Raw genomic sequence first — 24,940 nt, 5'->3', positions numbered from 1 at the left:
GAACCGCACCGGCGGCCCGGCTCAAACCTGAAACTTGAAACATTAATCCTGCAACCTAAAACACAAAAATGATTGACTTTTCATCGGGTCCTTACCGAAAGATAATTAAAAATCTATGGCGATACTCCCTGGCCGGTATCGTTCTGCTGATTCTCTATGTGGTCGCCGTCAGCTTTAATTTTCTGTGGCTTTTTGGCGGTATGCCTAGTTTAAAAGCGCTTGAGAATCCTAAAAGTGAAGAAGCCTCAGAGGTTTACACGGCGGATAACCAGTTGTTAGGAAAATATTATGTTGAGAACCGCACACCCATCGAGATTTCGCAGGTATCGCCCAATGTGACGTCGGCGTTGCTGGCTACCGAAGATGCCCGTTTCATTAAACACTCCGGCATCGACCCGCGCTCGCTGTTCCGGGCCGTGAGTGGTTTCCTGACGTTCAAGGACGCGTCGAGTTCCGGGGGCGGCAGCACGCTTACCCAGCAAACGGCCAAGAACCTGTTTGATACCCGGCAGGAGGAATTACGGGGTGTGCTGGGGCATATTCCCGTTATCGGGCTGGTGATTGCCAAAACTAAAGAATGGATTCTGGCCGTTCGTCTGGAGCGTAACTACACCAAACAGGAGGTCATGATGATGTACCTCAACACGGTGTCGTTTGGAAACAATACCTACGGTATCAAAACAGCCGCTAAAACCTACTTCGCCAAGGAACCCTGGAACCTGAATGTAGAAGAAGCGGCTCTGCTGGTCGGTCTGCTAAAAAACCCGACGTTTTATAACCCGCGCCTGTTTGAAGAACGCGCCAGAGAGCGCCGGAACGTGGTATTGAGCCAGATGAAGAAGTACAAATTTCTGACGCAGGAGCAGTTTTTCACGTACAAAAACAAACCGCTGAAATTAGACTTTAGCGTCGAGAATCAGAATACCGGCATGGCTGCCTACTTCCGGTCGGTTATCCGGGACGATATTAAACGGTGGCTAAAACAATACAACGAGGAAAACCCGGGTGCGGAGTTAGACCTCTACACCAGTGGCCTGAAAATTTACACGACCATTGATTCGCGTATGCAGGCATATGCCGAAGAGGCTGTGATGGCCAATATGCGCGATCAGCAAAAGAAATTTTACGAACACTGGCGCGGTCGAAATCCCTGGGTAAAAAAGGACCCTCGAACGAAAAAATACGTCGAGATACCCGGCTTTATCGAAACGGTTGCCCGACGAACCATTCGCTATAAACAGCTAAAAAATGAGTTTGGGGCTGATGAGAAGTCTATCTGGCAGGCCATGCGGAAACCCGTTAAAATGAAGGTATTCGTATATGGCGGCAGGCGGAATGAGAAAGATACGACCCTGAGTCCGCTGGATTCAATTAAGTATTACAAGCGGCTGTTGAATACCGGTTTTATGTCGATGGACCCGCGCTCCGGTTTCGTGAAAGCCTGGGTAGGTGGCATTAATTTCAAGCACATGAAGTTCGACCACGTTCGTCAGAGTCGTCGCCAGCCAGGGTCAACCTTTAAGCCGTTTGTTTATCTGACCGCTATGGATCAGGGCTTTGTGACGCCCTGTAGTCACGTAACCGACCAACCGACCACCTTTGCCCATGGCGAAGACAACAACAATGGACCTGCCTGGACACCTAAAAACTCAACGGGGCGATATAGCTACCAGAGCCTTTCGTTACGGGAAGCCTTAGGGCAATCCATCAACACAGTCAGCGCTCAATTAATCAAGAAAACCCGTGCGGCAGAAGTTATCAAATACGCGCACGAAATGGGCATCGAAAGTAAGGATTTACGGGAAGACCCAACGCTTTGTCTGGGTACCAGCGACGTTGCTGTTTACGAAATGGTAGCGGCTTATTGTGCCTTCGCGAATGGAGGTATGCGGGTTCGGCCTATGGTTCTGTGGCAAATCAGGGATAAAAATGGTAACGTCTTAAAGGAGTTTCACCCAGATGCTAAAAATGTCATTAGTCCTAACCGCGCTTATGAAATGCTGCATCTGATGCGGGGCGCTGTTGAAGAACCCAACGGAACAGCCCAGCGTTTACGGACCCAGTATAAATTGCTGGAAGGCGGCAACGAGATTGCGGCTAAAACGGGAACTACCTCAAATTATTCGGATGCGTGGTTTATGGGCTTAACCCAGCACCTCGTTTCGGGCTTGTGGGTTGGTGGCGACGACCGGTCGATTCACTTCAGAACCATCGAATTAGGCCAGGGTGGCCGAATGGCGATGCCCGCCTGGGCCATGTACATGCAGAAAGTTTATAAGGACCCGACCCTGACAAACTATCGTCCGGAACCCTTCCGCAAACCCAACAAGTTCAAGATTGATTGTGGCGGCTACCATATCGACTCATCGCAACGGTACATACCGCCAAAGGTTGTGCCGGAAGATGAAGAGGAGATTTTGCAATAAGAACTTAGGCCAGCTTGCTACTGGCCTTTTTCGTTGAGAAAGCAGTAGCAACCTTTCGCGGCTATCACTTGTTAATACTAAGCCCAACCCTCTAAATGGGCATTTATGGCTGAATTCGACTATAAAAAAGAATTGACTAAAGTACCTCATGAGCCGGGCGTTTATCGGTATTTTGACCTGTCGGGCGAGGTGATTTACGTTGGGAAAGCAAAAGACCTGAAAAACCGGGTTAGCAGCTATTTTACCAATTCAAAAGGCCATGATCGCAAAACGCTGCGGTTGGTTAGTCAGATTCGGAAGATTGAGTTCATGATCGTTCATACCGAATTTGATGCGTTGCTGCTTGAAAATCAGCTTATTAAACGCTACCAGCCTAAGTTTAACATCCTGCTGCGGGATGACAAAACGTATCCGTTCGTCTGCGTTACGAATGAGCATTTTCCGCGCGTTATTACAACCCGGCGCATTGATCGAAAAGCAGGCACATTTTATGGGCCGTTCGCCAACCTGAAGCCGATGTACACCGTGCTGGATATGTTCAGTCAATTGTACACGATTCGTACCTGCAATTATAACCTTGCCCCCGAAAATATTGCCGCTGCTAAATACAAAGTCTGTCTGGAATACCACATCGGTAACTGCAAAGGTCCCTGCGAGGGCAAGCAGGCTGAAACCGACTACAATTCTGATATTGAGCAGATTCATCACATTTTGAAAGGCAACCTCAAACCAGCGCAGGATTATTTTAAGACCCGGATGGTCGAAGCCGCCAATGAACTGGCTTTTGAGCAGGCTCAGAAGTACAAGGATAAAATGGATGTGTTGCAGCGATTTCAGAGCAAATCAACGGTGGTTAACCCGAAAATTTCCGATGCCGATGTTTTCTCCATTGCCTCCGATGAAACAGCCGCTTACATTAATTTTATGAAGGTCGTGAACGGGACCATTGTCCAGACGCATACGGTCGAAATCAGGAAAAAACTTGATGAAACTGATCCCGACCTGCTCACGATGATTATTGTTGAGTTTCGGGAACAATACGGCAGTCAGGCAAAGGAAATCATTTCGAACATACCACTCGACGTCGATCTGAAAGCTGAGGTGACCGTACCGCAAATTGGCGACAAAAAGAAACTACTCGACATGTCGCTGAAGAATGTGCTGTATTTCCGGCGCGAACGGCAGGAACGGGCAGCCGCCGAAGCGACGGCCAATGCCAGCAAAAAAGATCGAGTACTGATCCGGCTTAAGCAGGATTTACAACTCAAAGCCATACCCAATCGGATTGAATGTTTCGACAACTCGAACATTCAGGGTACAAATCCCGTCTCGGCGATGGTCTGTTTCATTGGCGGCAAACCAGCCAACAAAGAGTACCGGCATTTTTCGATCAAAACCGTTATCGGACCGAATGATTTCGCCAGTATGTATGAGGTGGTCACGCGCCGATACTCCCGCGTGCTAACCGAAGGAACCGACATGCCCGACCTGATTGTGATTGACGGCGGCAAAGGCCAGCTTAGCGCGGCCTGCGACGCCCTGAAAGCCCTCGACCTGTACGGAACGGTTCCCATTATTGGCATTGCCAAACGATTGGAAGAGATTTATTTCCCCGAAGACAACCTGCCGCTGTATATCGACAAAAAATCGGAGTCGCTTAAACTCATTCAGCGCATCCGCGACGAAGCTCACCGATTTGCTATCACCTACCACCGCGATAAACGAAGCCGAAACAGCCTTATCAGCGAGTTGGAGAATGTAGAAGGTATTGGCAAAAAAACAGCCTCTAAATTATTGAAGCATTTTAAGGGAGTAACCAAAATTCGGGAAGCAAATTTCGATGACATTGCGGAGGTGGTTGGCAAAGACCGGGCGACTAAACTAAAACAGTATTTCGAGGCAATTGAACAGTAAAAAGTATACGGCTTTCCAGCCGTTTGTACCTGAGAAAGCCAGCCTGAACGCAAAACAAAAAAGGAGCCTCGCAGCTCCTTTTTTGTTACCAGTCTAAAAATTAGTACTCCCAGAGGCCATGCTCGGTTTCCATCAACTCATATTCGGTTTGATAGGACTTCAACAGCCCTTCCCGGTCTCCATACATACCAACCAGATCCGTATCGCCGGGGTTGGCTACTTTCGTGATGCGGCCATAGAACAGGCGCAGGTCGAAGGCATCGGCTAAATTTTTATGCTGGGCCTGGTTTTGAGGATTGTACCAGATAAACTTTTTAGGGTCGCTACGGAACAGTTTATCTAAGTCTTTGTACTTGAATGAGGCAATTGGTTTTTCGTAACCAGCCTGATTTTTGTCAGCCGGGAGCAACAGCGTAACCGTTTGCATATCGTAGTACAACCGCGAACGCTTCCGGTCAAAAATCCAATCCTCTTTTACTTCCAGAATGTTCAGTTCTTTTGGAAAATACTCATCTCCTGAGAATACAGCCGCTTTAGCAACGGCGACGGTATCTTTTTTCTCTTCTACGAGTGGTTGAGCTACAACTTTACCTTTTTTAGCCTTTGTGTTCTTAGCGGTAGCTTTCTTTTTGGGCGTTCCCCAGCCATCATCAGCCGGCTCAGTGGCAGCGACGGATTTTTTGGGTGTTCCCCAGCCGTCATCAGCCGGTTTTGCGGCTTTCTTATCGTCCTTTTTAGGCGTTCCCCAGCCATCATCCTTGGTTCCGTTTTTACCATCCTCAGTAAAACCGGCAGCCTTTTCCTCCTCCGACAAACCTCCACCTGTGTTAGGAATCAGCATGTTCTCATGAAACTTCTCCGGGGTTATTTTTGTCGTACATGAATCATTCGTGTAGGCATCAATCAGACCGGCTTTCACGGCATCGATCAGGTACTTCGAAATCTCATTATTCTTCGAGAACATCGACTGATTTTGTTTCTCCTTCAGGTCGATCCGACGCCAAAGGGTCTTCTTCATCATAATGTCGTTCTCATTGATTCCCCGAACCGACATCGAGTTCGTGCTATTGGTCTCTTTCTCCTGAGCCAATGCTTTTCCTCCTGCCAGAGCCAGCACAGCTACCGCCAGCACACCTGCATATCGTATCGTTTTAATTTGTGTCATGGCTCCTATTTGTTGTCAAGTCAGTATGTTAACGGTCAGCAAACCGCTTTAGTACATCAATAAAGCGAAATCTGCTGTAGGGGGCTACCCATTGGTATGTCACTAATTTCTCCCCGGAAATTCTGGCGCTGTACACCCTCAACCTGAATAACTAACCGGTCGCCAGACTGCGCTTCGGCTGCTAACCCGGCAATAGAACCCCCACCAGGGCCCACATTAACAGAGGTTACCCTTTTTACGCCACGTACCAGCGAAATAGTTGCTCCTGTGGTACGAAACTTAGCATCATCCGGCGAAAAAGCCGCAAAACTCGGATCAGAAACGGCCTGAATTTTCACACTACGCGCCGATGATACGGGTACACCGCGAGGATCATTAGCGAGTACGCCACCAACCGAAATTTGTAATGTCGGACGCGGCACTTTGTTAACGCGAAACTTTTCTACACCCAGCAAACTACCAGCATTACTGATATTGAGCGATATAGCGGCTGAGTTGGGGACAACCGTTACTTTACCTTTCTCACCAGACTGGATAACCGCAGCGCCGTTGCCCGTAATGTTTGGGCTCCACAAAGCACCTAACTGAGGACTCTGAATACTCAGTTTGTTTGCACAGCCCAGATACAAAGGCGGCAACGTTCCTGTCTCGATTTGGTAGGTTGGCTTAGCGACAAAATATTCCTGATTGAAGGAAACCGTTTTGTTTTCACCATTTGGCTGCATGTACGAAATCGACCCATTCAGCGTCCGACGGGCCAGACCGTTTTTATCATAAGCACCGCCCTGTGCCGTGAATTCAATAAGTCCCTGACCGTCCTGAATTCGCACCGGACCACCATTAAGGCTCATGCGTGGCTGAATTCCCGACGACGACGCTGCCAGAAACATCTGGCCTTTAAACTTCGTGCCAGCGACCACCACCTTTGATTCCATGCTCAGCATGGCCAGAATCTTATCGAACTTAACATCCTGAGCACCCACTTTGCTGGCCAGCACATCAAGCACTTCACCTTCAATCCGGCGAACATCGGTCTGCCGCTGGCTTAACACCGCTAATGCAGCCGGAACCGGCGTTTGGGCAAAGTTCAATTCACCGAAATCCTTTCTTCGCTGGTCGGGTGAGCGACTCGTAATTGGATCATCTTTACCGTCATTTGCCAGCGAAGTGTATTTAGTCGGCGTATATTTCGATAAACCGGCAATATAATCGTCCAATTTTTTCTTGAGGGTGTAGGCTTCCCCGTTGTGGTTGCCGCCAACCATAATCTGCGCTACTTTTTCTTCTTCGCTAAGGTTTTTGATTTGCCCTGCTTCGTCAAGACCACCACCCCCTTCGGTAATAATTCGCTGCTTAAGGGCATCAATGTCAGCAACGACAGTGGCTGTGTTCTTGCGTAATTCGTCGGCCTGACGAACAATGACGAGGTCGTTTGCCCGATTCCCGGATTTTTCGACTGTTGCCCGAATATTATCGACAGTAGATTGGTTAACTTTATTAGCTGCTCCGGTCGATTGTTCCAGACTATTGTTTAACAAGACAAATTTCTCCAGAATGGCCGAAGTAACCTGAAGTGCCAGCAATGCGGTCAATACCAGATACATCATCCCGATCATCTTCTGACGGGGTGTCTCTTTTGTGCCTGCCATGAAATTATGGTAAGTTGTAAAGTTATAGTGTTGTGCAGTTGTAGAGTTATAGAATTATAACCAATATATCCTAACGGTATAATGCTATAACTTTATAACTTTATAACTTAATTAATTGCCGCGCATAGCGGTTAACATGCTGCCATAGACCGTATTAAGCGAAGCCAGGTTGCCTGTCAGTTTGGCCATTTCGCTTTTGAATTGCTGCGTATCCCGGCTGGCATCGGCCATGTTTTCCATAGCCGAGGTAAGGCTGCCATAAAAGGCGTTCATGGCTTTCAGGTGCTTGTTGGTATCCTGCAATTCCAGTTCGTATACCGCATTGAGGGCACCCATGTTCTTGGTCACCTTTTGAAATTGATCGCGGTAATCTTTAGCCTCGGTCGTGGCGTCAGCCATAGAATTCATCGCTGATATGGCCGTGCCATACGACTTATTCATCTCGCCAATCGAACTCGACGCCGACTTTACATTACGGGCATAATCGTTGGTAGCAACGGTAGCATCGGTTAAGTCGGTCAGTTTGGATACAGTATCGTTCAAATTACGAAAGCCTGAACCTAAACGCTCAAATACATCGGGCGTTACTTTGGCCTGTGCCAGCATCTGATCCATATTTCCGGTCAGGCCATTGGCCTGTGGAGCCGGTTTGCGGGCCTCACCTTTGAAATCAGCGGCCAGTTCTGGATAAACGCGCTCCCACTCATAATCCGTCCCACCGGGAACCGGCAGGGTAAAACTTTGCACAGCATACAAAGCGAAGATGACTACTTCGGTGAGCAAACCGAGGGTAAGCATCCAGCCGAATTGTTCATTGTGAGTAATTTTGGCCCAGGCTCCGAAGATAACGACGGCGGCACCGGCACTATAAATGGTTGGTACTAAACGATCCCAAAAGAAATTTGTGGACTTTGCTGTTGCCATGATAAGCGATTGTTGATTGGAATAGGTAATTAACGGTTGTTATACTTTTTTAGCCGACGCTTTTTTGCTGCTTTTGCTCTTGCTGCTACCACCCACCCGGCCACTACGCCCCGATGCGGTCCGGCCTTCGAGATTGTCCATTACGCAGCGGAAGCCGATGTATGAACGTTTCTCTGTTTCATATTCGTAATAACGAGTACCGGTTTCGAGGTAGTATGCAATGTCTTTCCACGAGCCGCCCCGCACTACTTTCCGGGGTTCATCGGCATTCTGATTGTCGGGATTCATGTCCCAAACAATGGCATTGGTGTTATCAGCGTAGGCATCCCGGCACCATTCGGCCACGTTGCCCGCCATGTTATAGAGGCCATATTCGTTTGGGCTATAAGCAGTTGCCGGAGCTGTGTATGGGTAGCCATCCGCGTCGAAGTTGCCCCGCTGTGGCTTAAAGTTGGCTAAGTAGCAACCTTTACCATTAGCAACATACGGATTACCCCAGGGGTATTTGGCACCAGCCTTACCGCCACGGGCTGCCCATTCCCACTCGGCCTCTGATGGCAGGCGGAAGCCAAATGAGCGATAGTTTCCCTCTTTGTTGCGGAAATCATCCAGCGTGTTGGTACGCCATTTACAGAAGTGCTTGGCAGCGATCCAGCTTACGCCCACAACCGGGTAAGTATCAAAGGCAGGGTGCCCGTAATAGTGCTCCAGCATGGGGTCGCCGTTGTGATAGGTAAAATCGTTTTTCCAGACAGCCGTGTCCGGATAAAACTTTGACATAATTTCTTCTTCGCCCAGCGTAGATACCGAGTCGGCCAACAGGGCGTTAACATACTGCCGGTACTCGTGGTTCGAGATTTCGGCATCATCCATGTAGAATGAACTGATGGTTACCTGCCGGTTCATATTAATCTGAGTGGCCGCCACATCCTCGTCGGCCTGACCCATAATAAATGACCCGGATGGCACCAGCACCATTCCGAAGGGCGTGGGTTGTTTCCAGCCTTTACGTCCGGTGGCAGTAATTTCCCCGTTCGTAATGCCTACTTCGCCCCCTTTGCCACTTTTACCGAATTTAGATTTCACGAATCCGCAACCTTGCGTTAGCAGTACCACTGCTGCGACCATCACCATCCGGGTTGCGTTGACTGTTAACCAGTTAGACTTCATCATTGTAAAACTTTTCTCTTTTCTTCGTGTGCAAGACCAGACTAAAAACGAAAATCTATTTAGTTATTGTATGTGTTACCTCAGGTTCAAATTTATTTTCTTGGGGTAGCCAGCTACCGATTATTTTTAAGCGTTCAATTTGACCCATATCGATCAGATAGACCTGTTTTCACTAAATATACGACCAACTGCAAATTGCTCAACAAGAATACTGCCAAAAAAGCACAGGCCCCCGAACATATCAGCGAACTATTCAACTTTATCCTGTATTAATACCGAAATCGTGGAGTTCGAATAATTGGCTTCTTGCGGGCGTCGGGTGCGGGCAAGGCATACCCGACTAAAATTTCATGCGAGGTTGGACTTTTACCGCTAACCCCTGATGTAGTAATATCCAATCCGTAGCCGACACGTAACGCATTATTACGCATAAGGTTAATCCCTGCCGTAATCATAACAGCTTCTTTGGTGCGGTAGCCCAGTCCGGCCCAAATCCGATTATCGTAGGTAGCCAGCACGTTTGCAGCAATATCCGATCCTTTGATTCCCTCCACAGTACTATACTGCACTAATAGCGATGGCTGCACATCAATATTATAACCGATACCGAGTCGATAACCTGCGGTTAAATACATTTTGCTGTTGGCCTGTTCGGTGGAGCGATCAGGAACGTAACTGTATTTGGCCTTGTTTAAGTGATTCATGCTCAAACCCACCCAGTAATCTGTTGTGTTGTAATAAACGCCAACCCCTATATCAGGTTTTACCTGACTGATGCGCCCGGTTGGCGTCAATAAAGGGTCAGGCACTTCGGGGCGAAACTGGTCATAATCATACCCCCGGCTAAACAGACCCGCCTGTACGCCTAAAGACAGTGTTCCGTTCTTTAGGGTTAGCCGATAGGCATAGGCCAACTGCACTGCCTGATTGATGGATGGGCCGTATTTGTCGTTCAGGGCATAAATGCCTATCCCGCTTTTGATTTTAGCCAGCGGCATGTTAAACGAGATGAGCTGGGTTCCCTGGGCAGCACTGCCATCACCGTTGCCAATGGTCTGGTAGCCCAGGTACTGCGTCCGGTGGGTAATCTGCAGGCGTGATACTCCCTCCGACCCGGCAGCCGCCGGATTGTAGTAGAAGGGAGTATACATATACAGGCTAAATTGTGGGTCTTGCTGCGCCAAAGCAGTCGGGCCTCCAACCACAAGCAGCAAGAAAGCATAAGCGTAGAATGTGCGAATCATACGACCAAACAGAAATTCGATACTGCTGCTACTCAATACAGGTAATGGTTCAGTAAACAACAGCACAGTTTACAACTAAACGCCTGTAAAGCCAAATTATTGGCACCAATTAAAAGCCCAAATGCCGGAAGTAAGGGTAAAGACCCGGTTCCGGCATTTGGTGTTTAGGTAACGGTTTTCGTTTATGGATTGTTGGCCTTTTTGATGTATAAATCCAGTGCACCGGTCATCGACGGGGCGTTGGGAAGCGGGGCCTCAATATCGAGTGTCAGACCGGCATCCCGGATGGCTTTGGCCGTTGTCGGACCAAACGCAGCCAGTCGCGTACCATTCTGCCGGAAGTCGGGGAAATTACTGAGCAGCGAGCTTACCCCCGATGGGCTGAAAAAGGCAATGATATCGTATGTCTCGATGGGCAGGTCCGACAAATCTGTGGGTACCGTGTCATACATGACGGCCTCCGTAAAATGCAGACTACTGGTATCCATAAATTCAGGGATATCGTTTCGCCGGATGTTGGAGCAGGGGAACAGAAATTTTTCGTTCTTGTGCTTCTTAATCAGGTCGAAAAGCTCGGTGGCGGTTTTGGTACCGTTGAAGATTTTACGCTTTCGAATAACAATGTACTTCTGTAGATAATTGGCGGTTTGCTCCGAAATGCAAAAATACTTCATGTCGGCAGGCACTTCGACGCGGCCTTCCTGACATATCCGAAAAAAGTGATCGATTGCGTTTCGACTGGTAAAAATTATAGCCGTATGGGCCAGAATATTGATTTTCTGACGCCGAAAATCTTTGAAAGACTCTCCCTGAATCGTAATGAAGGGTCGAAAGTCTATCTGAAGATTGTATTTGCTAACCAAATCGAAGTAAGGAGATTTTTCGTCGGCGGGTCTGGATTGAGTTACTAACAGCCGGTTTACTTTCGTAAGCCGATCTTCAGTGGGGTGCATGCTGGTCTCGTTCATTGAATCTCTACTCGGTACAATACTCAGTTGGCCCTTACTAGTACTAGTATGAAGTCGGCAGTATCAGGCCTATTATGCCCGCTTACAGACTACTTGCTGTATACTACTGATTGGAAATCCATTCATCAAAGAGCGAAACGCAAACCGATGATGAGCGGAATCAATTCAACGATACAAAGGTAGGAAAATAAATAGAGATTCTTGATAGATTCCATGCTTCTGATTACGAAGTACAGCAGGGTTAATCGGGCCACATAAAACACGATTAGGGGCAGTATCAGCGTGTTTGGCGACCAGGCTACGGTGGGTGCGTTGTAGGCAATGCCCGCCAGAAACAGCGTCAGAACCGTAAAGAATAACAGGGATGATTGAAGTATTTTGAAAAAATGAACATTAACAATACTCTGCAATTTATACAGACCACCCATTACCTCCAGCGCTACGTACTTGCCAACCAGGCTTAGAAACGCTACCCCGCTTACGGCTAAAAATTCACTGGCTACCCACCCAAACCGCTGTTCACTGAGCAACAGCGTTCGCGATGCAAATACCTCAAGATTACGGCTTTGCACAAACACGATAAGGTAAGCAATTACGAAACTCAGGTTGAGAATAAACAGCAGAGTCACGCTGCTCAGCGGCCGATTAATAAGGAAAGAATCCTCTTCAGCCCGCAGAGACACTAAATCGCGCAGGCTGTAGAAACGCTGAAAGGCCCGGCGATAAAACGTAAACAGGAAGGCATGAGTTGCCAGCAGAAACAAGAGTCCCAGCCCCAGAAAATTCGTATAAGGCAGTTGGGGGCGGGGCCGAACACTCAGGTTATCGTCGCGCAGGATAACGAGTTTCTGCGTTGCTGATTTGGGATAACCAATAAAGACCTGCTTATCGTCGAGGCCCGGAGCGCCGTAGAGGGTCAGAAATAGTTCGGGTTGTCGATAAACCCGGTACAAGCTGTCAATGCTCAATACCTGCCAGCGGTTGGCGCGGAGTTTACGTTTTAGAGCCGCATTAATGAACAGATAGCCGTCCTGCCGGGTGGACACCAGTAACTTATAGTGCCGGTTGCTTTCGAGGTCGACATACGCACTAAGAGACGTTTGGTCGGCATGCTGCTCAATAATGTAAGGAATGTAGGCTTTAGCCCCCTCGTCATACACCTGAAAGTCATCCCGAAAGTCATGAACGGGGTAATAACGGCCTTCCGGCCCGATGCCCGTTGTGGCAGGGGTCTGGGCGAGGGCAAGTGTGCTGAATAAAAAAATGAGTGAATGAGCGAATGAGCGAATGAGTGAATAGTAAGGCACATTATACAACTTTATGCACCTACCGAGACTCATTCGTTTATTCACTAATTCACTCATTCGCTCATTCAAAATTTATTTTCCTAACGCTTTCAGCATTGTGTCGCCGATGAGGGCAGGCGATTCAACAACGTGAATGCCACACTCACGCATGATGGCCATTTTGGCGGCTGCGGTGTCGTCGGCCCCACCCACGATGGCACCCGCGTGGCCCATTCTTCTGCCTTTAGGGGCGGTTTGGCCGGCAATGAAGCCAACAACGGGTTTGCGGTTACCGTCGGCTTTGATCCAGCGGGCGGCTTCGGCTTCCATACCTCCACCGATTTCGCCAATCATGACGATAGCCTCCGTATCCGGATCATTCATAAGCAGTTCGACTGCCTGCTTAGTGGTTGTCCCGATGATTGGGTCTCCGCCAATACCAATGGCCGTCGACTGGCCGAGGCCCGCTTTGGTAAGCTGATCGACAGCTTCATAGGTCAACGTACCCGATTTGGAGACGATACCAATGTTGCCTTTCATAAAGATAAAGTCAGGCATAATACCCACTTTACATTCGCCCGCTGTCATTACCCCAGGGCAGTTTGGGCCAATTAGCCGCACATCTTTGTCGGCTAAATAGTTTTTCACCGCAACCATGTCTTCCGTCGGGATACCTTCGGTGATGCAAATGATGACCTTAATGCCGGCTTCGGCAGCTTCCATAATGGCATCGGCGGCAAAAGCGGGCGGTACAAAGATGATGGACACATTGGCGCCAGCCTGCTCAACAGCCTGCTCAACGGTGTTGAACACAGGCCGGTCGAGGTGGGTTTGTCCCCCTTTTCCAGGCGTTACGCCCCCCACGACATTGGTGCCGTATTCGATCATTTGCTGGGCATGAAAACTGCCCTCCGAGCCAGTGAAACCCTGGACGATAACCTTAGATTCTTTGTTGACTAAAACAGACATGACAGGCTTTAGAAATCGTTGGCGATACGGTTTTCAAGAGGAAAGAGTAGCAGCCAAAAGAAGAAGGACATTTCTGAACAGACTCCATCTTTCTTCTTTTGTCCAATGGTCTAACATCTTTTAAAAAGTTGGGCAAAAGTAGCCGAAACTTCGTAAATTACGTGATGATTTTTTCGCACATCCTTTCTGGCTCTATTCTGGCCGGGATGGGCGTCGGAGTGTTCTGGCACTTTTTCGGACGCATTTCCCTCTTCAACCGGCTGCTGTGGGGATTCTTTTTGCTGACTACCTCCCTGGCTGCCCTGTTTGGTGTTCTGAATTTTGCCGGGAATGAATCGCTCACCCCGCTGCACCGCTCTATAATCTTACTATCTGATAGTTTAGGGGTTGTGTGTGTAGTGACAGCGGTGTATGCCCTGCTCAATCAACAGACGCTTTCGCTGATGGCATTTATTTCCACACTGCTTTTTGGCTTGTTCCTGTTTATCAGCCTGCTCCTGCCCTATGCGCGGGTATTCACCCCAATAGTGCCTTCACTGGGTATTCTGGTGCTGATGTTGCTGGCGGTCTTCGCTTTGCTTCAACGCAACAAGCGCGGACTTTGGGTGGTGTTGGCGGCTATGATGATGGGACTGGCAACCAAAGCCGAATCGTTTAACAGCCTGATTCATCCGACCGATTTCTTTCATTACGCTACCACGCTGGCCCTGTGGTTTTTCGGAAAAGCGGCCGAACAACGCGCGGGTATCCGGTAAAAGATTAGTAAAAAATTTCCGGGTTACACCTGGTTCTAACCCGGCGCAACCTAAATCACGCCCAACCATTTGCCCGCTCAACTCGTTAAGCCCTATCCAATACCTTACATCACCAGATTTGCAACACTCAACAAACATGAATTTACTGGAATTGGCCCACGATCCGGTCGAAACGGCCAGAGTTGCCCGGCTTGTTTACATGCAGGACACCATGCCCGGCATTCGTCGCCAGCAGCAGGGCGACCAGTTTACGTATCTCGACCCGAAGGGAAATACGATTGCTGACAGCGAAACGCTGACCCGGATTCGGAGTATGGCACTGCCCCCGGCCTGGGAAAACGTATGGATCAGCCCTAAAGTCAATAGTCACCTTCAGGCGACGGGCGTCGATACCAAACAACGCAAGCAATACCGCTATCATGCAAAATGGAACGCGATTCGGAGCGAAACCAAATTTTTTCGGATGGTCGCCTTCGGTGAGGCCCTTCCGTTGCTTCGGCAACGGCTGGCGAACGATTTAAGAGTCACTACGCTATCGCGTGAGAAAGTCATTGCAATTGCCCTGAGCGTGATGGAACAAACGTTGATCCGGGTGGGAAACGCGGCTTATGAGAAAGAATACGGTTCCTATGGCCTCACAACCCTCAAAGACCGGCATGTGAAAACCGAAGGCAGCGAGGTGCGATTCAGCTTTAAAGGAAAAAAAGGAATTTACCACGACATCACTCTTCATGACCGGCGGCTTTCCCGATTGGTAAAAGCCTGCCGCGACATTCCCGGCAAAGAGTTATTTCAGTATTTCGACCAGAACGGCGACCGGCACGCCATCGACTCGGGCATGGTGAACGACTATATGCGCGAAACAATGGGCGACGATTTCTCGGCGAAGGACTTCCGCACCTGGGCCGGAACCGTAAACGCTCTGCGGCTGCTGGCCGAACTGGAGCCATGTGAGACCGAAAAAGAATTGAAAAAGAACGTAAACACTGTGCTGGACGAAGTATCGCATCAGTTAGGCAACACCCGCACTGTTTGCCGAAAACATTATGTTCATCCGCAAATTCTGGAAGCCTATGAATGTCAGGATTTAAATCCGTATTTCAAACAGAAAGCGCGGTTCCGGCAAACCAGCCCACACGGTCTGGATGGCCTTGAGAAGCTGCTGTTGAAATTCCTGCAGGATCAGCTTAAATCGGCTACTTAACCGCTTTCACCCAGCTTGTTTTTGCACACTGATGGCAACTGATAAGTTCGGCCGGAGCCTCAACGGTTTTCACGCTACCACACGTGCAGCAGGCATAATCGCCGGGCTGCCCGATGTGTTCTGTATGCTGTTTGAGTTCGTTGGGCAGAATGGGCAACCCCGGTCGAACATCGGCCGGGTTGCGCTGAAACACGCTGAGTTGCCCGCTCGGCTCCAGAATGGCCACCCGCACCTGCCCCAGTTGCTCCACGCCTTCTACCCGTAAAGCCGCAAATAATTCTTCCAGCCCCAAATCCTCCCGGTCGAAATTCTGGGTTAGAATACAGCCGTTTTCAATTACATAAACCGGAACGCCTTCGAGTGCCTGCCGAATGGGTTTGTTCCGATCACTGATGTAGGTGATCAGTTTATAGCACCCCATCATTACCCCAAACACAACCACCGCCGATGCCAGCGGCACATCGTGATAAAACATAGGATCGCCCGCAGCCGAACCCAGCCCGATGAGCAAAACCAACTCATAGACAGACAGTTGCCGTACTTCGCGCTTTCCCGATACGGTTAAGGCCGCAAGCAGAACCAGAAACATAAACGCCGTTCGGAAGGCTACCTCAGCGAGGTACGTCCATGGGAACTGGTCGATAACTATTCGTTCCCAGTCGAAGGGCTGAACAGGGTCGGGCATGGTGACGTAAATAGAATCGGGTGCGTTAGTGAGGTGAGTGTGTTAAATGAAGCGAGTAGAACTTAATCGACCCATTCCACCCACTCCACCAGCTTCACTATTTTTTATTCTCAGGTGAGTTATCTTTTCGTACTTTAATGCTTCGTTTCAAGGCCCACTCCTCAGCTTTAGCCGTTGCAATGGTGATGGCTTTCTGCTCGTCGTTCCCGTTGTTGAGCAACGCATTGGCGATGTCGATGGCTTTGTTCCGAACCGGAGCCATAAAGTTTTTCAGCGAGTCGGGATACTGTTTTTTTGTCCAGGGCATGTCAGTAAATAACTATCCGTTAGTGAGCTATAAGCAGTAACCTCGTGAATTAAGAACTGTTTCATCAATCCCTGATAACCACCTACTGCCCAAGGTCCTGGGTGATGGTGCTGCTCAGACGCAACAACTCGATTTCGGCGGCTTTAGCAGTGTATTCGGCTTCGATAAGGCGTGTCTGAGCATTGATGGCGTTGCGTTGTACATCGCGAAATTCAACGAAGGTGGAGTTGCCAATTCGATACCGGTCGTAGGCGATATCCACGTTCTGATTCGCCAGCAGGTTGTTCTGCACCTCCAGATTCAACAGACTCAGGCTATTGGAATACGTCTGATAGGTTTGCGCCATCGCCGACTGGAGTTGCAGCCGCTGGTCGTTTTCCTGATTCTGGGCGACAATTGTATTCACGCGGGCGTTCTGAATCTGTCGTTTCAGGTTATACCCGTTGAAGATCGGAATAGATGCTGTTACATTATAGGTGAGCGCACTGGTTCGGCCTGTTGCCACCCCAAAGCCGCCCTGATTGTTGACGAACTGAAAATTATATCCTGTCTGGGCCGTAATTAAGGGATATTGCAGCGCATTGGTCAACTGTATATTCAGATCAGCCACAGTGCGGTTCAGTACAGCCGCAGCCAGTTGGGGGTTATTAGTCGTTAACGATTGCTGCAAGGAAGCCAGTTGCAGTGTTGGCCGGGCAATAATCGTATCGCGAACGGCAAACTCCGTCAACGGGTCACGAATCAGCAGCGTATTCAGAAAAATTTTAGCGTTTTGCAAGGACAGTCGCTGCGACAGAAGGGCCGCACTGTCGGTGTTGTAATCGACCTGCGCGCTCAAAAAGTCCACCTTCGAGCGGGCGCCAACCTCGTAGTTCGTGCGGGCCAGTTCGAGCCGTTCGCGCGAAATGTCGAGCGCCTGGCTAAAGGCAATCAGCCGTTGCAATTGCCGAACCACGTCATAATAACTGGTCGCCACGCTCGCCATGGTGGCTTCGATATTAGCGCGGGTGTTTACCGTGCTTATCAGCAGCAATTGCTGCAACTGAGCGTATAAAGACCGACGGGCGTAGCCATTGAAAACGGTGTAATTCAGGTTAACGCCAACAGTCGATGTGCGGTTGAAGATGCCGCGCGCTTCCTGTGCAGGCCGAATGTTGTCGATAAACGTTTGCCGGAAATTTTGCAGCCCCCCATTGGAAACGGCATTGCCCGTTAGCACAGGCAAATACCCGGCATTACCTTTTGTGTAGTTATTGCGGGCAATTTCTTCCTGCGACTTGTTAATCTGAACCTGATAGTTCTTCTCGATAGATTGTGAAACAGCCTGTTGAAGCGTCAGCAACTCACCCGCTTGCGGAAGCGTGGCAACGGTAAATGTGCGCTGCTGAGCGCGTTGAATGGCATTGGGCGTGTGTTGTGCAATGGCCGAAAAAGGCAGGCAGGCAAAAAAGATCCAACAGTTGAGTTTCATTGAGTCAGTAGTATCAATAATAGGTAAAACAAAAGTAATAGAATCTGCAATTGGCCCGTCAGCCTGTTAACTTTCACTTATCTTGCAGACTTTCCTCGTTCACTCCTTATGAAACGCTTACTACTGCTATTGTCTACTCTGATACTGCTTTTATCAGGCTGTACTGCAAAGAAAAAAGCGGATTTATTCGTCATCAATGCCCGTGTGTATACTGCCGATTCCAGTTTTTCTACGGCCGACGCATTTGTCATCAGTGAAGGTAAATTTCTGGCGGTTGGTCAGGCCAATCTACTGGCCAGCCAATACGATGCCGACAGCACCCTCGATTTGGCTGGGCAAGCCGTTTATCCAGGTTTTTATGACCCACACGCCCATTTTCTGGGCCTGGGCCAGGTGCTTGATCAGGCTGATCTGGTCGGGTCTGAGTCGTTTGACGACGTGATCGAACGGCTGAAAGCATTTCGTCAAAAACACCCGGACCGCGACGGCAAACCGGCCTTGTGGCTTCTGGGACGCGGCTGGGACCAGAACGACTGGGCAGACAAAGCCTTTCCAACAAAAGAAAAATTAGATGCGGCCTTCCCCAACATTCCGGTTGCATTAAAACGTGTGGATGGTCATGCACTGCTCGTGAATTCAAAAGTGCTTCGATTAGCTAAAATAACCGCCGGATCGAAACTGCCGGGTGGCGAGGTTCTGCTAAAAGATGGTCAGCCAACGGGCGTACTGGTCGATAACGCTCAGCAACTCATTAAGCACCTGCTTCCGCAAGCCGACAACACCGACAAAACCCGGATGCTGCTGGCTGCCGAAAAAGTCTGCCTCTCACTGGGCCTCACCACCGTGTCGGATGCCGGTATCAGTCCTGCCGAAATTAACCTCATCGACAGTCTGCAAAAAGCCGGTAAGTTAAAAATCCGCGACTACGCCATGGTCAGCCTCGGCGAACCCACGCTGAATTACTTCCTCAAACGCGGCCCGTTCCAGACCGACCGGCTCACCGTGAAAGCCTTTAAGCTGTATGCCGATGGGGCCTTAGGCTCACGCGGAGCCTGTTTGCGAAAACCCTACAGTGATCGACCCGAAACCGGCGGCTTTCTGCTGCTTAGCCCGACTGAACTGGAACGGGTAACAAAGTTACTGTATGCCTCTAACTTTCAGGCCAATACGCATTGCATCGGCGATTCGGCCAATCACCTCATGCTCGATTTGTACGGCCAGTTGCTGAAAGGCAAAAACGACCGCCGGTGGCGCATTGAACACGCACAGGTTGTGTCGCCGGACGATATCTGGAAGTTTAACCGCTATTCAATCATTCCGTCGGTGCAGCCCACTCATGCCACCTCAGACATGTACTGGGCGGGTGATCGGATCGGCCCAATTCGGGTGAAGGGTGCTTATGCCTTTAAGGATTTGATGAAGCAAAACGGCCTGATTGCTTTCGGCAGTGATTTTCCGGTCGAGGCCGCTAATCCGCTCTTTGGTTTCCACTCAGCCGTGGCGCGGCAGGATGCCAGAAACTTTCCGGCGGGTGGCTATCAGATGGAGAATGCCGTTGACCGTAAATCAGCCTTGCTGGCCATGACCCGCTGGGCCGCTTATGGGAACTTCGAGGAGCAGTTACGCGGCAGTATTGCGCCAGGTAAACAGGCCGACTTTGTGGTGCTCGACCGCGACTTAATGCGGGTGCCAAACGCGCAATTACGCCAGATTAAGGTGAAACAAACCTGGATTGGCGGGGAGCAGGTGTATAGTAAGATTGAGTAAAATCCGTATCCTGGACGGCCACGTCCGGGTGAAATGAAATCCACTTACGCCCGGACGTGGCCGTCCAGGATACAACTACAAACCCGTTAGTCACCATGAAAATCAGTTTCATTGCCCTCGCTCTGCTGCTTGGAACGTCCGGTCTTGCTTTATCCCAACCCCAGAACCAATCGGTGGAAAATGAAAAGTTTGTATTCCTCAACAATGGAACTACCATTGGCATGATCGTAAAGTCGGTTCTGAAGGCCGACAAGCAGCGGCTTAAATTAACCGATCAGCAACTACCTAAGGCGAAAGAAATCATTACAAAGGCTGTGGTGAACTACAATGAGGGTGTAAAAAAGCTGAAAAAGTCCGGCATGAATCAGAAAAAATTAAGAGTACTGGCCGTTGCCGTCGAGACGGAGAAAGTCCATGAATACAAAACCATTTTAACGCCTGAGCAATATGCGCTGCTGGTTGCTTTTCACAAGAAAACCTACCCGGAAGCCACTGTATAAAAACACACCGGGTCAGGCAGCAATCGGGGTGATGTGGCTTATCTCAACGGGAGGGAACCACTAAATTTTTTTCGCAGGCAGGAGAGTGCATGATGCTCTCCCGACGGAGTTTTGTGATATTTGATAAATTCCTGCTTTTTCATGCTTACTTCTTACCTGCGTATCAGTTTGGTGCTGGCAAGTCTCGTTTTTAACCTGACGCTCCACGCACAGCCCGTTACCCCTAAAGCAAACGATTCGACAACACCCCTGCACTTACTACAGCCCGATTACCCGGTGCCTTACGGCCAGCCCAAAGTAGAGGAAGTAGCAGGCGTGCTGCGCCGAATCCATACCTACTTAGAGGCCAGCACACCTACGCAACTCATTGACAAAGAGACGAAAAGAGATCTGATGCCCACTGGCGCATTCAACCCAAATGCTATTTTCAAACCAGGAAATTTTCGGCTCGTTAGCTACGAATGGGGCGTAACGTATGCCGGGATGCTACTGGCCAGCGAAGCCACCGGCGATGCCCGCTACGCCGATTACACCAACAAACGGCTTCAGTTTATTGCCAGTCTGGTTCCGTATTTTCGCAACCAGGTGACGGCCAATCCACAGGCCAACACGCCCCTGCGGTCGGTGCTGGCTCCCCACGCCCTCGACGATGCCGGGGCCATGTGTGCCGCCATGATTAAGGCCAGCCGGGCTGGTGGCGTCAAAGCCGATCTACGCCCTATGATCGACAGCTACATCAGCTATATCCAAACCAAAGAATTTCGGCTGGCCGACGGCACGCTGGCCCGCAACCGTCCGCAGCCCAACACGCTCTGGCTCGATGACCTGTTTATGAGCGTACCGGCGCTGGCGCAGATGGGCAAACTCACCGGCGACCGGACCTATTATGACGAAGCGGTAAAGCAAGTTACGCTCTTCTCGAAGCGCATGTTCAATCCCCAAAAAGGACTCTACATGCACGGCTGGGTGGAAGGCATGAGCGTTCACCCGGAGTTTCACTGGGCGCGGGCGAACGGCTGGGGCATCCTGACGGCCGTCGAATTACTTGATGTGTTACCGGACGACCATCCGGGGCGGCCGGCGATTCTGGACTTGCTAAAAGCTCATGCCAAAGGGCTGGCCGCTCAACAATCGGGGTCGGGGTTCTGGCACCAATTGCTCGACCGGCACGACTCGTACTTAGAAACGTCGGCCACCGCGATTTACGTTTATTCGCTGGCCAGAGCCATCAACCGGGGGTGGCTCGACCCATTGGCCTACGCCCCGGCCACGCTGCTTGGCTGGAATGCGGTCGCCACCAACGTGAATGCAACGGGGCAGGTCGAGGGCGTTTGCGTGGGTACGGGCATGGGTTTCGACCCGGCGTTTTATTATCACCGGCCCATTAATCCGTATGCGGCTCACGGCTACGGACCCGCCCTGCTGGCTGGTGCCGAAGTGATCAATCTGCTGAAGAAACACCAATTTGAAATCAACGACAGTTCACTGCAACTGACGACGAAAAAATAACCCTCTCCGTTTATGCATGCGCTCCACTCTGTTTAGGGAGGTTCAGCCAGTTACGACGAGGCCAACCTCAAAGCCGGCTTCTTCCCCGGCGACCATACACATACGAATTATGCTGGTGCTAAGGTCAATGCCGCTGCGGTCATCGAGGGATTGCAGCAGCTCAGGTTGTGTCCACTGAACCAGTACGTGAAGGCCGTTGGGAAGCTATAATGGTATAACCAGACAAAAAGCGGGGGCTGTTCGTCGGCAAGTTCATTGTGAACGAACAGCGGCAGACCCGGTTGCCGACAAGCGGAGGACAAATAATTCGGTATCGCTCAGTGAATTATTTCCTAAATTCGCTGTTTTTCAAGTACATAATTAAACGTGCTCATGATTGAAAGACCTCTTACCGACTGGTTGCCGTTGACGATGAAAGAAGTCGAAAAAAGAGGCTGGGATGACGTTGATGTTGTGCTGGTGTCGGGAGATGCCTACGTTGACCACCCCGCCTTTGGCACCGCTGTGATTGGCCGCATCATGGAGAGCGAAGGGTTGCGCGTGGCCATTATTGCCCAGCCCAACTGGCAGGACGACCTGCGGGATTTTAAGAAGTTTGGTAAACCCAACTACTTCTTTGGGGTCACGGCGGGCTGCATGGACTCGATGGTTAACCACTATACGGCCAACAAACGCCGACGCTCCAACGACTCCTACACCCCCGGCGACGAAGCAGGGTTCCGCCCCGATTATGCCAGCATTGTCTATACCAAAATCCTGAAAGAACTGTACCCCGACGTACCGGTACTGCTCGGCGGCATCGAGGCTTCGTTGCGCCGGGTAACGCATTACGACTATTGGCAGGACAGATTGATGCCCTCCATTCTGGTCGATGCCGGGGCCGACATGCTGGTGTATGGCATGGGCGAGCAACCCCTGCGCGAAATTCTGAAATTGGTGCAGCAGGGCGTGCCGTTTTCGTCGATGCAAAACATCAATCAGGTGGCTTTTCTGCACGACGCGAGCGTGCCCCTGCGCGACTATAACAATTGGAGTACGGTTGAACTGGCGAGCCATGAGGTATGCTTAGCCGATAAAATCAGATACGCGGCCAACTTCAAGATTGTTGAAGTTGAGTCGAATAAGTGGCAGGCTAACCGGATTACCCAACAGGTGGGCGACCAGCTATTGGTAATTAACCCGCCGTTCAAGACCATGGACGAGGCCGAAATCGACAAGTCGTTCGATTTGCCATACACTCGCATGCCCCACCCGAAATACAAAAAGCGGGGACCCATTCCGGCCTACGAAATGATTAAGTTCTCGGTCAATATGCACCGGGGCTGCTTTGGCGGCTGTAGCTTCTGCACCATTTCGGCGCATCAGGGCAAGTTTGTGGCGTCGCGGAGTGAACAGTCGGTGCTGAAAGAAGTAGATGAAATCACGAAACACCCGGAGTTCAAAGGGTACATTTCGGATTTGGGCGGGCCGTCGGCAAATATGTACAAGATGAAGGGCAAAGACGAGTCGATTTGCGCCCGTTGCCAAAGCCCAAGCTGTATTCACCCGGTTATTTGCTCAAACCTCGATACCTCCCACAAGCCCATGACGGAGTTGTACCGCAAGGTCGACGCCAACCCGGCCATCAAAAAGGCGTTTGTTGGCTCAGGGGTTCGGTACGATTTACTGGTCGATGATTTCAACAAAAACAACGCTGACGGCAACCACGACGAATACATGGAGCAGCTTGTGACGCGCCACGTGTCGGGCCGGTTGAAGGTCGCTCCCGAACACACGTCCGACGATACGCTGCGGATTATGCGGAAGCCGTCGTTCAAGTATTTTAAGTTATTCAAGAAGAAATACGACCAGATTCAGGAGAAATATGGTCTCAAACAGCCGCTGATTCCGTACTTCATCTCGTCGCATCCCGGCTGCGAGGAGCAGGACATGGCCAACTTAGCCGCCGAAACCAAAGACCTGGGCTTCCAGCTCGAACAGGTGCAGGACTTTACCCCTACGCCCATGACGGTGGCCGAAGTTATTTACTACTCCGGTGTTCATCCCTACACGCTGAAGCCGGTCAAAACGGCGAAGACGCGGGATGAGAAGCAAGCCCAGAATAACTATTTTTTCTGGTACAAGCCCGAATACAAAGACTGGATTCGGAAACGGCTGAACAAACTCAACCGTCCGGATTTAGTGGAGCGGCTGCTGGGCAGCCCAACGAAAGAAAATACCGGCAAGCCTGCGTTTTCCAGAAACTACTCAGGTAAGAAAAAACGATAACCTCTTTATTGCCAGTCAGGCAGGTGAGTTCAGGAGAGTTAACCCGAAAAAACTCATCTCCTTTGTGCAAAAGGTTTTTTTTATCATAGGTTTATTAACGGATAAGCCCACCAGAACTCTGGTGGGCTTATTTATGTGGACAGGCTTTGGCTTAGATTTTCACGGCCTGCCGGGCCAGCAGTTTCCAGTTGCCCTTTTGCTTCACCCAGACCAGCAACACCGATAATTTCACTTGCCCCGGCTCTTTGCCTTTGTCCTGCGTTTCGGCCATGAGCTTATGCCGAACCAGCGCAGTGTTGTCCACAATCGTGATGGTCTGCTCGGTCAGGTTTATGACGTTGAAGTCGGATGAACCACTAACAAACGCATCGACAAACGCCTTTTTATCTTCAATCTTTCCGGCCGAATGCCCATAGCTGAGTTCATCGGCGGCAAGCGCTTCCAACTTGCCCTTGTCGGGGTCAATCATGAGCATTTTGAGTTGCTCAACCGCCTGGCTAACAGCCGTCTGGTCTTTGGTCTGGGCCAAACTATTCGTGGCGATTATACTGCAAAAAGCGACGAGCGCGAAGGTGAGAGTTTTCATGTAGCTATTGGTAAGGGGTGCTTGACTGGGAAAGATTGACACTGGAGCAATCACTTTAGTAAAAGAAAAAACGGCTGCATTATACCGTAATCAGGACCGTATCTACGAATCAGACTCAGGTTTATGCCCCAGGCAACGAGAGGAAGCAGTAATTAATCAGGAAAAACAAGCTT

The 24,940-nt window shown here is 50.1% G+C and carries 20 protein-coding genes; 8 read left to right on the top strand and 12 right to left on the bottom strand.

Annotation, left to right across the window (positions count from 1 at the left end; translation table 11 throughout):
- The first annotated feature begins 68 nt into the window (after nucleotides 1-68).
- Nucleotides 69-2,426: a penicillin-binding protein 1A gene (locus ACYVI1_RS14785; protein ID WP_460911378.1), complete on the top strand. Its 2,358-nt coding sequence runs from the start codon at nucleotides 69-71 to the stop codon at nucleotides 2,424-2,426.
- 105 nt (nucleotides 2,427-2,531) lie between these two features.
- Nucleotides 2,532-4,340 carry an excinuclease ABC subunit UvrC gene (gene uvrC, locus ACYVI1_RS14780; protein WP_460911377.1) on the top strand — a complete coding sequence of 603 codons (1,809 nt, stop codon included), beginning with the start codon at nucleotides 2,532-2,534 and terminating at the stop codon, nucleotides 4,338-4,340.
- 100 nt (nucleotides 4,341-4,440) lie between these two features.
- Here the strand turns inward: uvrC and porN are convergent, their stop codons facing one another.
- The 8 genes from porN to sucD form a co-directional block, all read right to left on the bottom strand.
- Nucleotides 4,441-5,505 (bottom strand): type IX secretion system ring subunit PorN/GldN, encoded by a 1,065-nt coding sequence (gene porN / locus ACYVI1_RS14775; RefSeq protein WP_460911376.1) that lies wholly within the window; start codon nucleotides 5,503-5,505, stop codon nucleotides 4,441-4,443.
- 56 nt (nucleotides 5,506-5,561) lie between these two features.
- Entirely contained in the window at nucleotides 5,562-7,154 is a 1,593-nt protein-coding gene (gene porM, locus ACYVI1_RS14770) for a type IX secretion system motor protein PorM/GldM (RefSeq protein WP_460911375.1), read from the bottom strand.
- A 111-nt stretch (nucleotides 7,155-7,265) separates the two neighbouring features.
- A complete protein-coding gene (gene porL / locus ACYVI1_RS14765) occupies nucleotides 7,266-8,078 on the bottom strand; it encodes a type IX secretion system motor protein PorL/GldL (RefSeq protein WP_460911374.1) in 813 nt (270 codons plus the stop codon).
- A 39-nt stretch (nucleotides 8,079-8,117) separates the two neighbouring features.
- A complete protein-coding gene (porK, locus tag ACYVI1_RS14760; protein ID WP_460911373.1) occupies nucleotides 8,118-9,251 on the bottom strand; it encodes a T9SS ring complex lipoprotein PorK/GldK in 1,134 nt (377 codons plus the stop codon).
- Between the two features lie 266 nt (nucleotides 9,252-9,517).
- Nucleotides 9,518-10,492: a PorP/SprF family type IX secretion system membrane protein gene (locus ACYVI1_RS14755; protein ID WP_460911372.1), complete on the bottom strand. Its 975-nt coding sequence runs from the start codon at nucleotides 10,490-10,492 to the stop codon at nucleotides 9,518-9,520.
- 182 nt (nucleotides 10,493-10,674) lie between these two features.
- A complete protein-coding gene (locus ACYVI1_RS14750; RefSeq protein WP_460911371.1) occupies nucleotides 10,675-11,460 on the bottom strand; it encodes a uroporphyrinogen-III synthase in 786 nt (261 codons plus the stop codon).
- 125 nt (nucleotides 11,461-11,585) lie between these two features.
- Nucleotides 11,586-12,767, bottom strand: coding sequence for a DUF4271 domain-containing protein (locus tag ACYVI1_RS14745; protein ID WP_460911370.1), 1,182 nt, complete (start codon nucleotides 12,765-12,767; stop codon nucleotides 11,586-11,588).
- Between the two features lie 72 nt (nucleotides 12,768-12,839).
- The gene (gene sucD, locus ACYVI1_RS14740) at nucleotides 12,840-13,715 is read right to left on the bottom strand and encodes a succinate--CoA ligase subunit alpha (RefSeq protein WP_460911369.1); all 876 of its coding nucleotides are present in this window, start codon (nucleotides 13,713-13,715) and stop codon (nucleotides 12,840-12,842) included.
- A 164-nt stretch (nucleotides 13,716-13,879) separates the two neighbouring features.
- Here sucD and ACYVI1_RS14735 point away from each other — a divergent pair, with 164 nt between their 5' ends.
- Both ACYVI1_RS14735 and ACYVI1_RS14730 read left to right on the top strand, forming a co-directional pair.
- Nucleotides 13,880-14,470 (top strand): DUF6962 family protein, encoded by a 591-nt coding sequence (locus ACYVI1_RS14735; RefSeq protein WP_460911368.1) that lies wholly within the window; start codon nucleotides 13,880-13,882, stop codon nucleotides 14,468-14,470.
- A 136-nt stretch (nucleotides 14,471-14,606) separates the two neighbouring features.
- Nucleotides 14,607-15,674, top strand: a complete 1,068-nt coding sequence (locus tag ACYVI1_RS14730) for a DNA topoisomerase IB (protein WP_460911367.1) — start codon at nucleotides 14,607-14,609, stop codon at nucleotides 15,672-15,674.
- On the opposite strand, the gene ACYVI1_RS14725 is transcribed toward ACYVI1_RS14730, so the two are convergent.
- The 3 genes from ACYVI1_RS14725 to ACYVI1_RS14715 all read right to left on the bottom strand — a co-directional run bounded on the left by ACYVI1_RS14725 (nucleotide 15,667) and on the right by ACYVI1_RS14715 (nucleotide 18,137).
- The gene (locus ACYVI1_RS14725; protein ID WP_460911366.1) at nucleotides 15,667-16,359 is read right to left on the bottom strand and encodes a DUF421 domain-containing protein; all 693 of its coding nucleotides are present in this window, start codon (nucleotides 16,357-16,359) and stop codon (nucleotides 15,667-15,669) included. The two genes, ACYVI1_RS14730 and ACYVI1_RS14725, sit on opposite strands and share 8 nt — an antisense overlap.
- 97 nt (nucleotides 16,360-16,456) lie before the next feature.
- On the bottom strand, nucleotides 16,457-16,666 hold the full coding sequence (locus tag ACYVI1_RS14720) for a DUF2188 domain-containing protein (protein ID WP_460911365.1): 210 nt from the start codon (nucleotides 16,664-16,666) through the stop codon (nucleotides 16,457-16,459).
- Between the two features lie 82 nt (nucleotides 16,667-16,748).
- Nucleotides 16,749-18,137, bottom strand: a complete 1,389-nt coding sequence (locus ACYVI1_RS14715; protein WP_460911364.1) for a TolC family protein — start codon at nucleotides 18,135-18,137, stop codon at nucleotides 16,749-16,751.
- A 108-nt stretch (nucleotides 18,138-18,245) separates the two neighbouring features.
- On the opposite strand from ACYVI1_RS14715, the gene ACYVI1_RS14710 reads away from it, so the two are divergent.
- From ACYVI1_RS14710 to ACYVI1_RS14695, 4 genes are all read left to right on the top strand, one after another.
- A complete protein-coding gene (locus ACYVI1_RS14710; RefSeq protein WP_460911363.1) occupies nucleotides 18,246-19,904 on the top strand; it encodes an amidohydrolase in 1,659 nt (552 codons plus the stop codon).
- Nucleotides 19,905-19,999: 95 nt separating this feature from the next.
- Entirely contained in the window at nucleotides 20,000-20,404 is a 405-nt protein-coding gene (locus tag ACYVI1_RS14705; RefSeq protein ID WP_460911362.1) for a hypothetical protein, read from the top strand.
- A 141-nt stretch (nucleotides 20,405-20,545) separates the two neighbouring features.
- Complete coding sequence (locus ACYVI1_RS14700; protein WP_460911361.1) at nucleotides 20,546-21,913, top strand: glycoside hydrolase family 88/105 protein; 1,368 nt, start codon at nucleotides 20,546-20,548, stop codon at nucleotides 21,911-21,913.
- Nucleotides 21,914-22,285: 372 nt separating this feature from the next.
- Nucleotides 22,286-24,181: a YgiQ family radical SAM protein gene (locus ACYVI1_RS14695; RefSeq protein WP_460911360.1), complete on the top strand. Its 1,896-nt coding sequence runs from the start codon at nucleotides 22,286-22,288 to the stop codon at nucleotides 24,179-24,181.
- A 151-nt stretch (nucleotides 24,182-24,332) separates the two neighbouring features.
- Here ACYVI1_RS14695 and ACYVI1_RS14690 read toward each other — a convergent pair whose 3' ends face one another.
- Nucleotides 24,333-24,767 carry a nuclear transport factor 2 family protein gene (locus tag ACYVI1_RS14690; RefSeq protein WP_460911359.1) on the bottom strand — a complete coding sequence of 145 codons (435 nt, stop codon included), beginning with the start codon at nucleotides 24,765-24,767 and terminating at the stop codon, nucleotides 24,333-24,335.
- Nucleotides 24,768-24,940: the final 173 nt, after the last annotated feature.

Source organism: Spirosoma areae, from assembly GCF_054781775.1.
The sequence above is the reverse complement of the archived record's forward strand: the minus strand, read 5'-3'. Positions and strand labels throughout refer to the sequence as shown.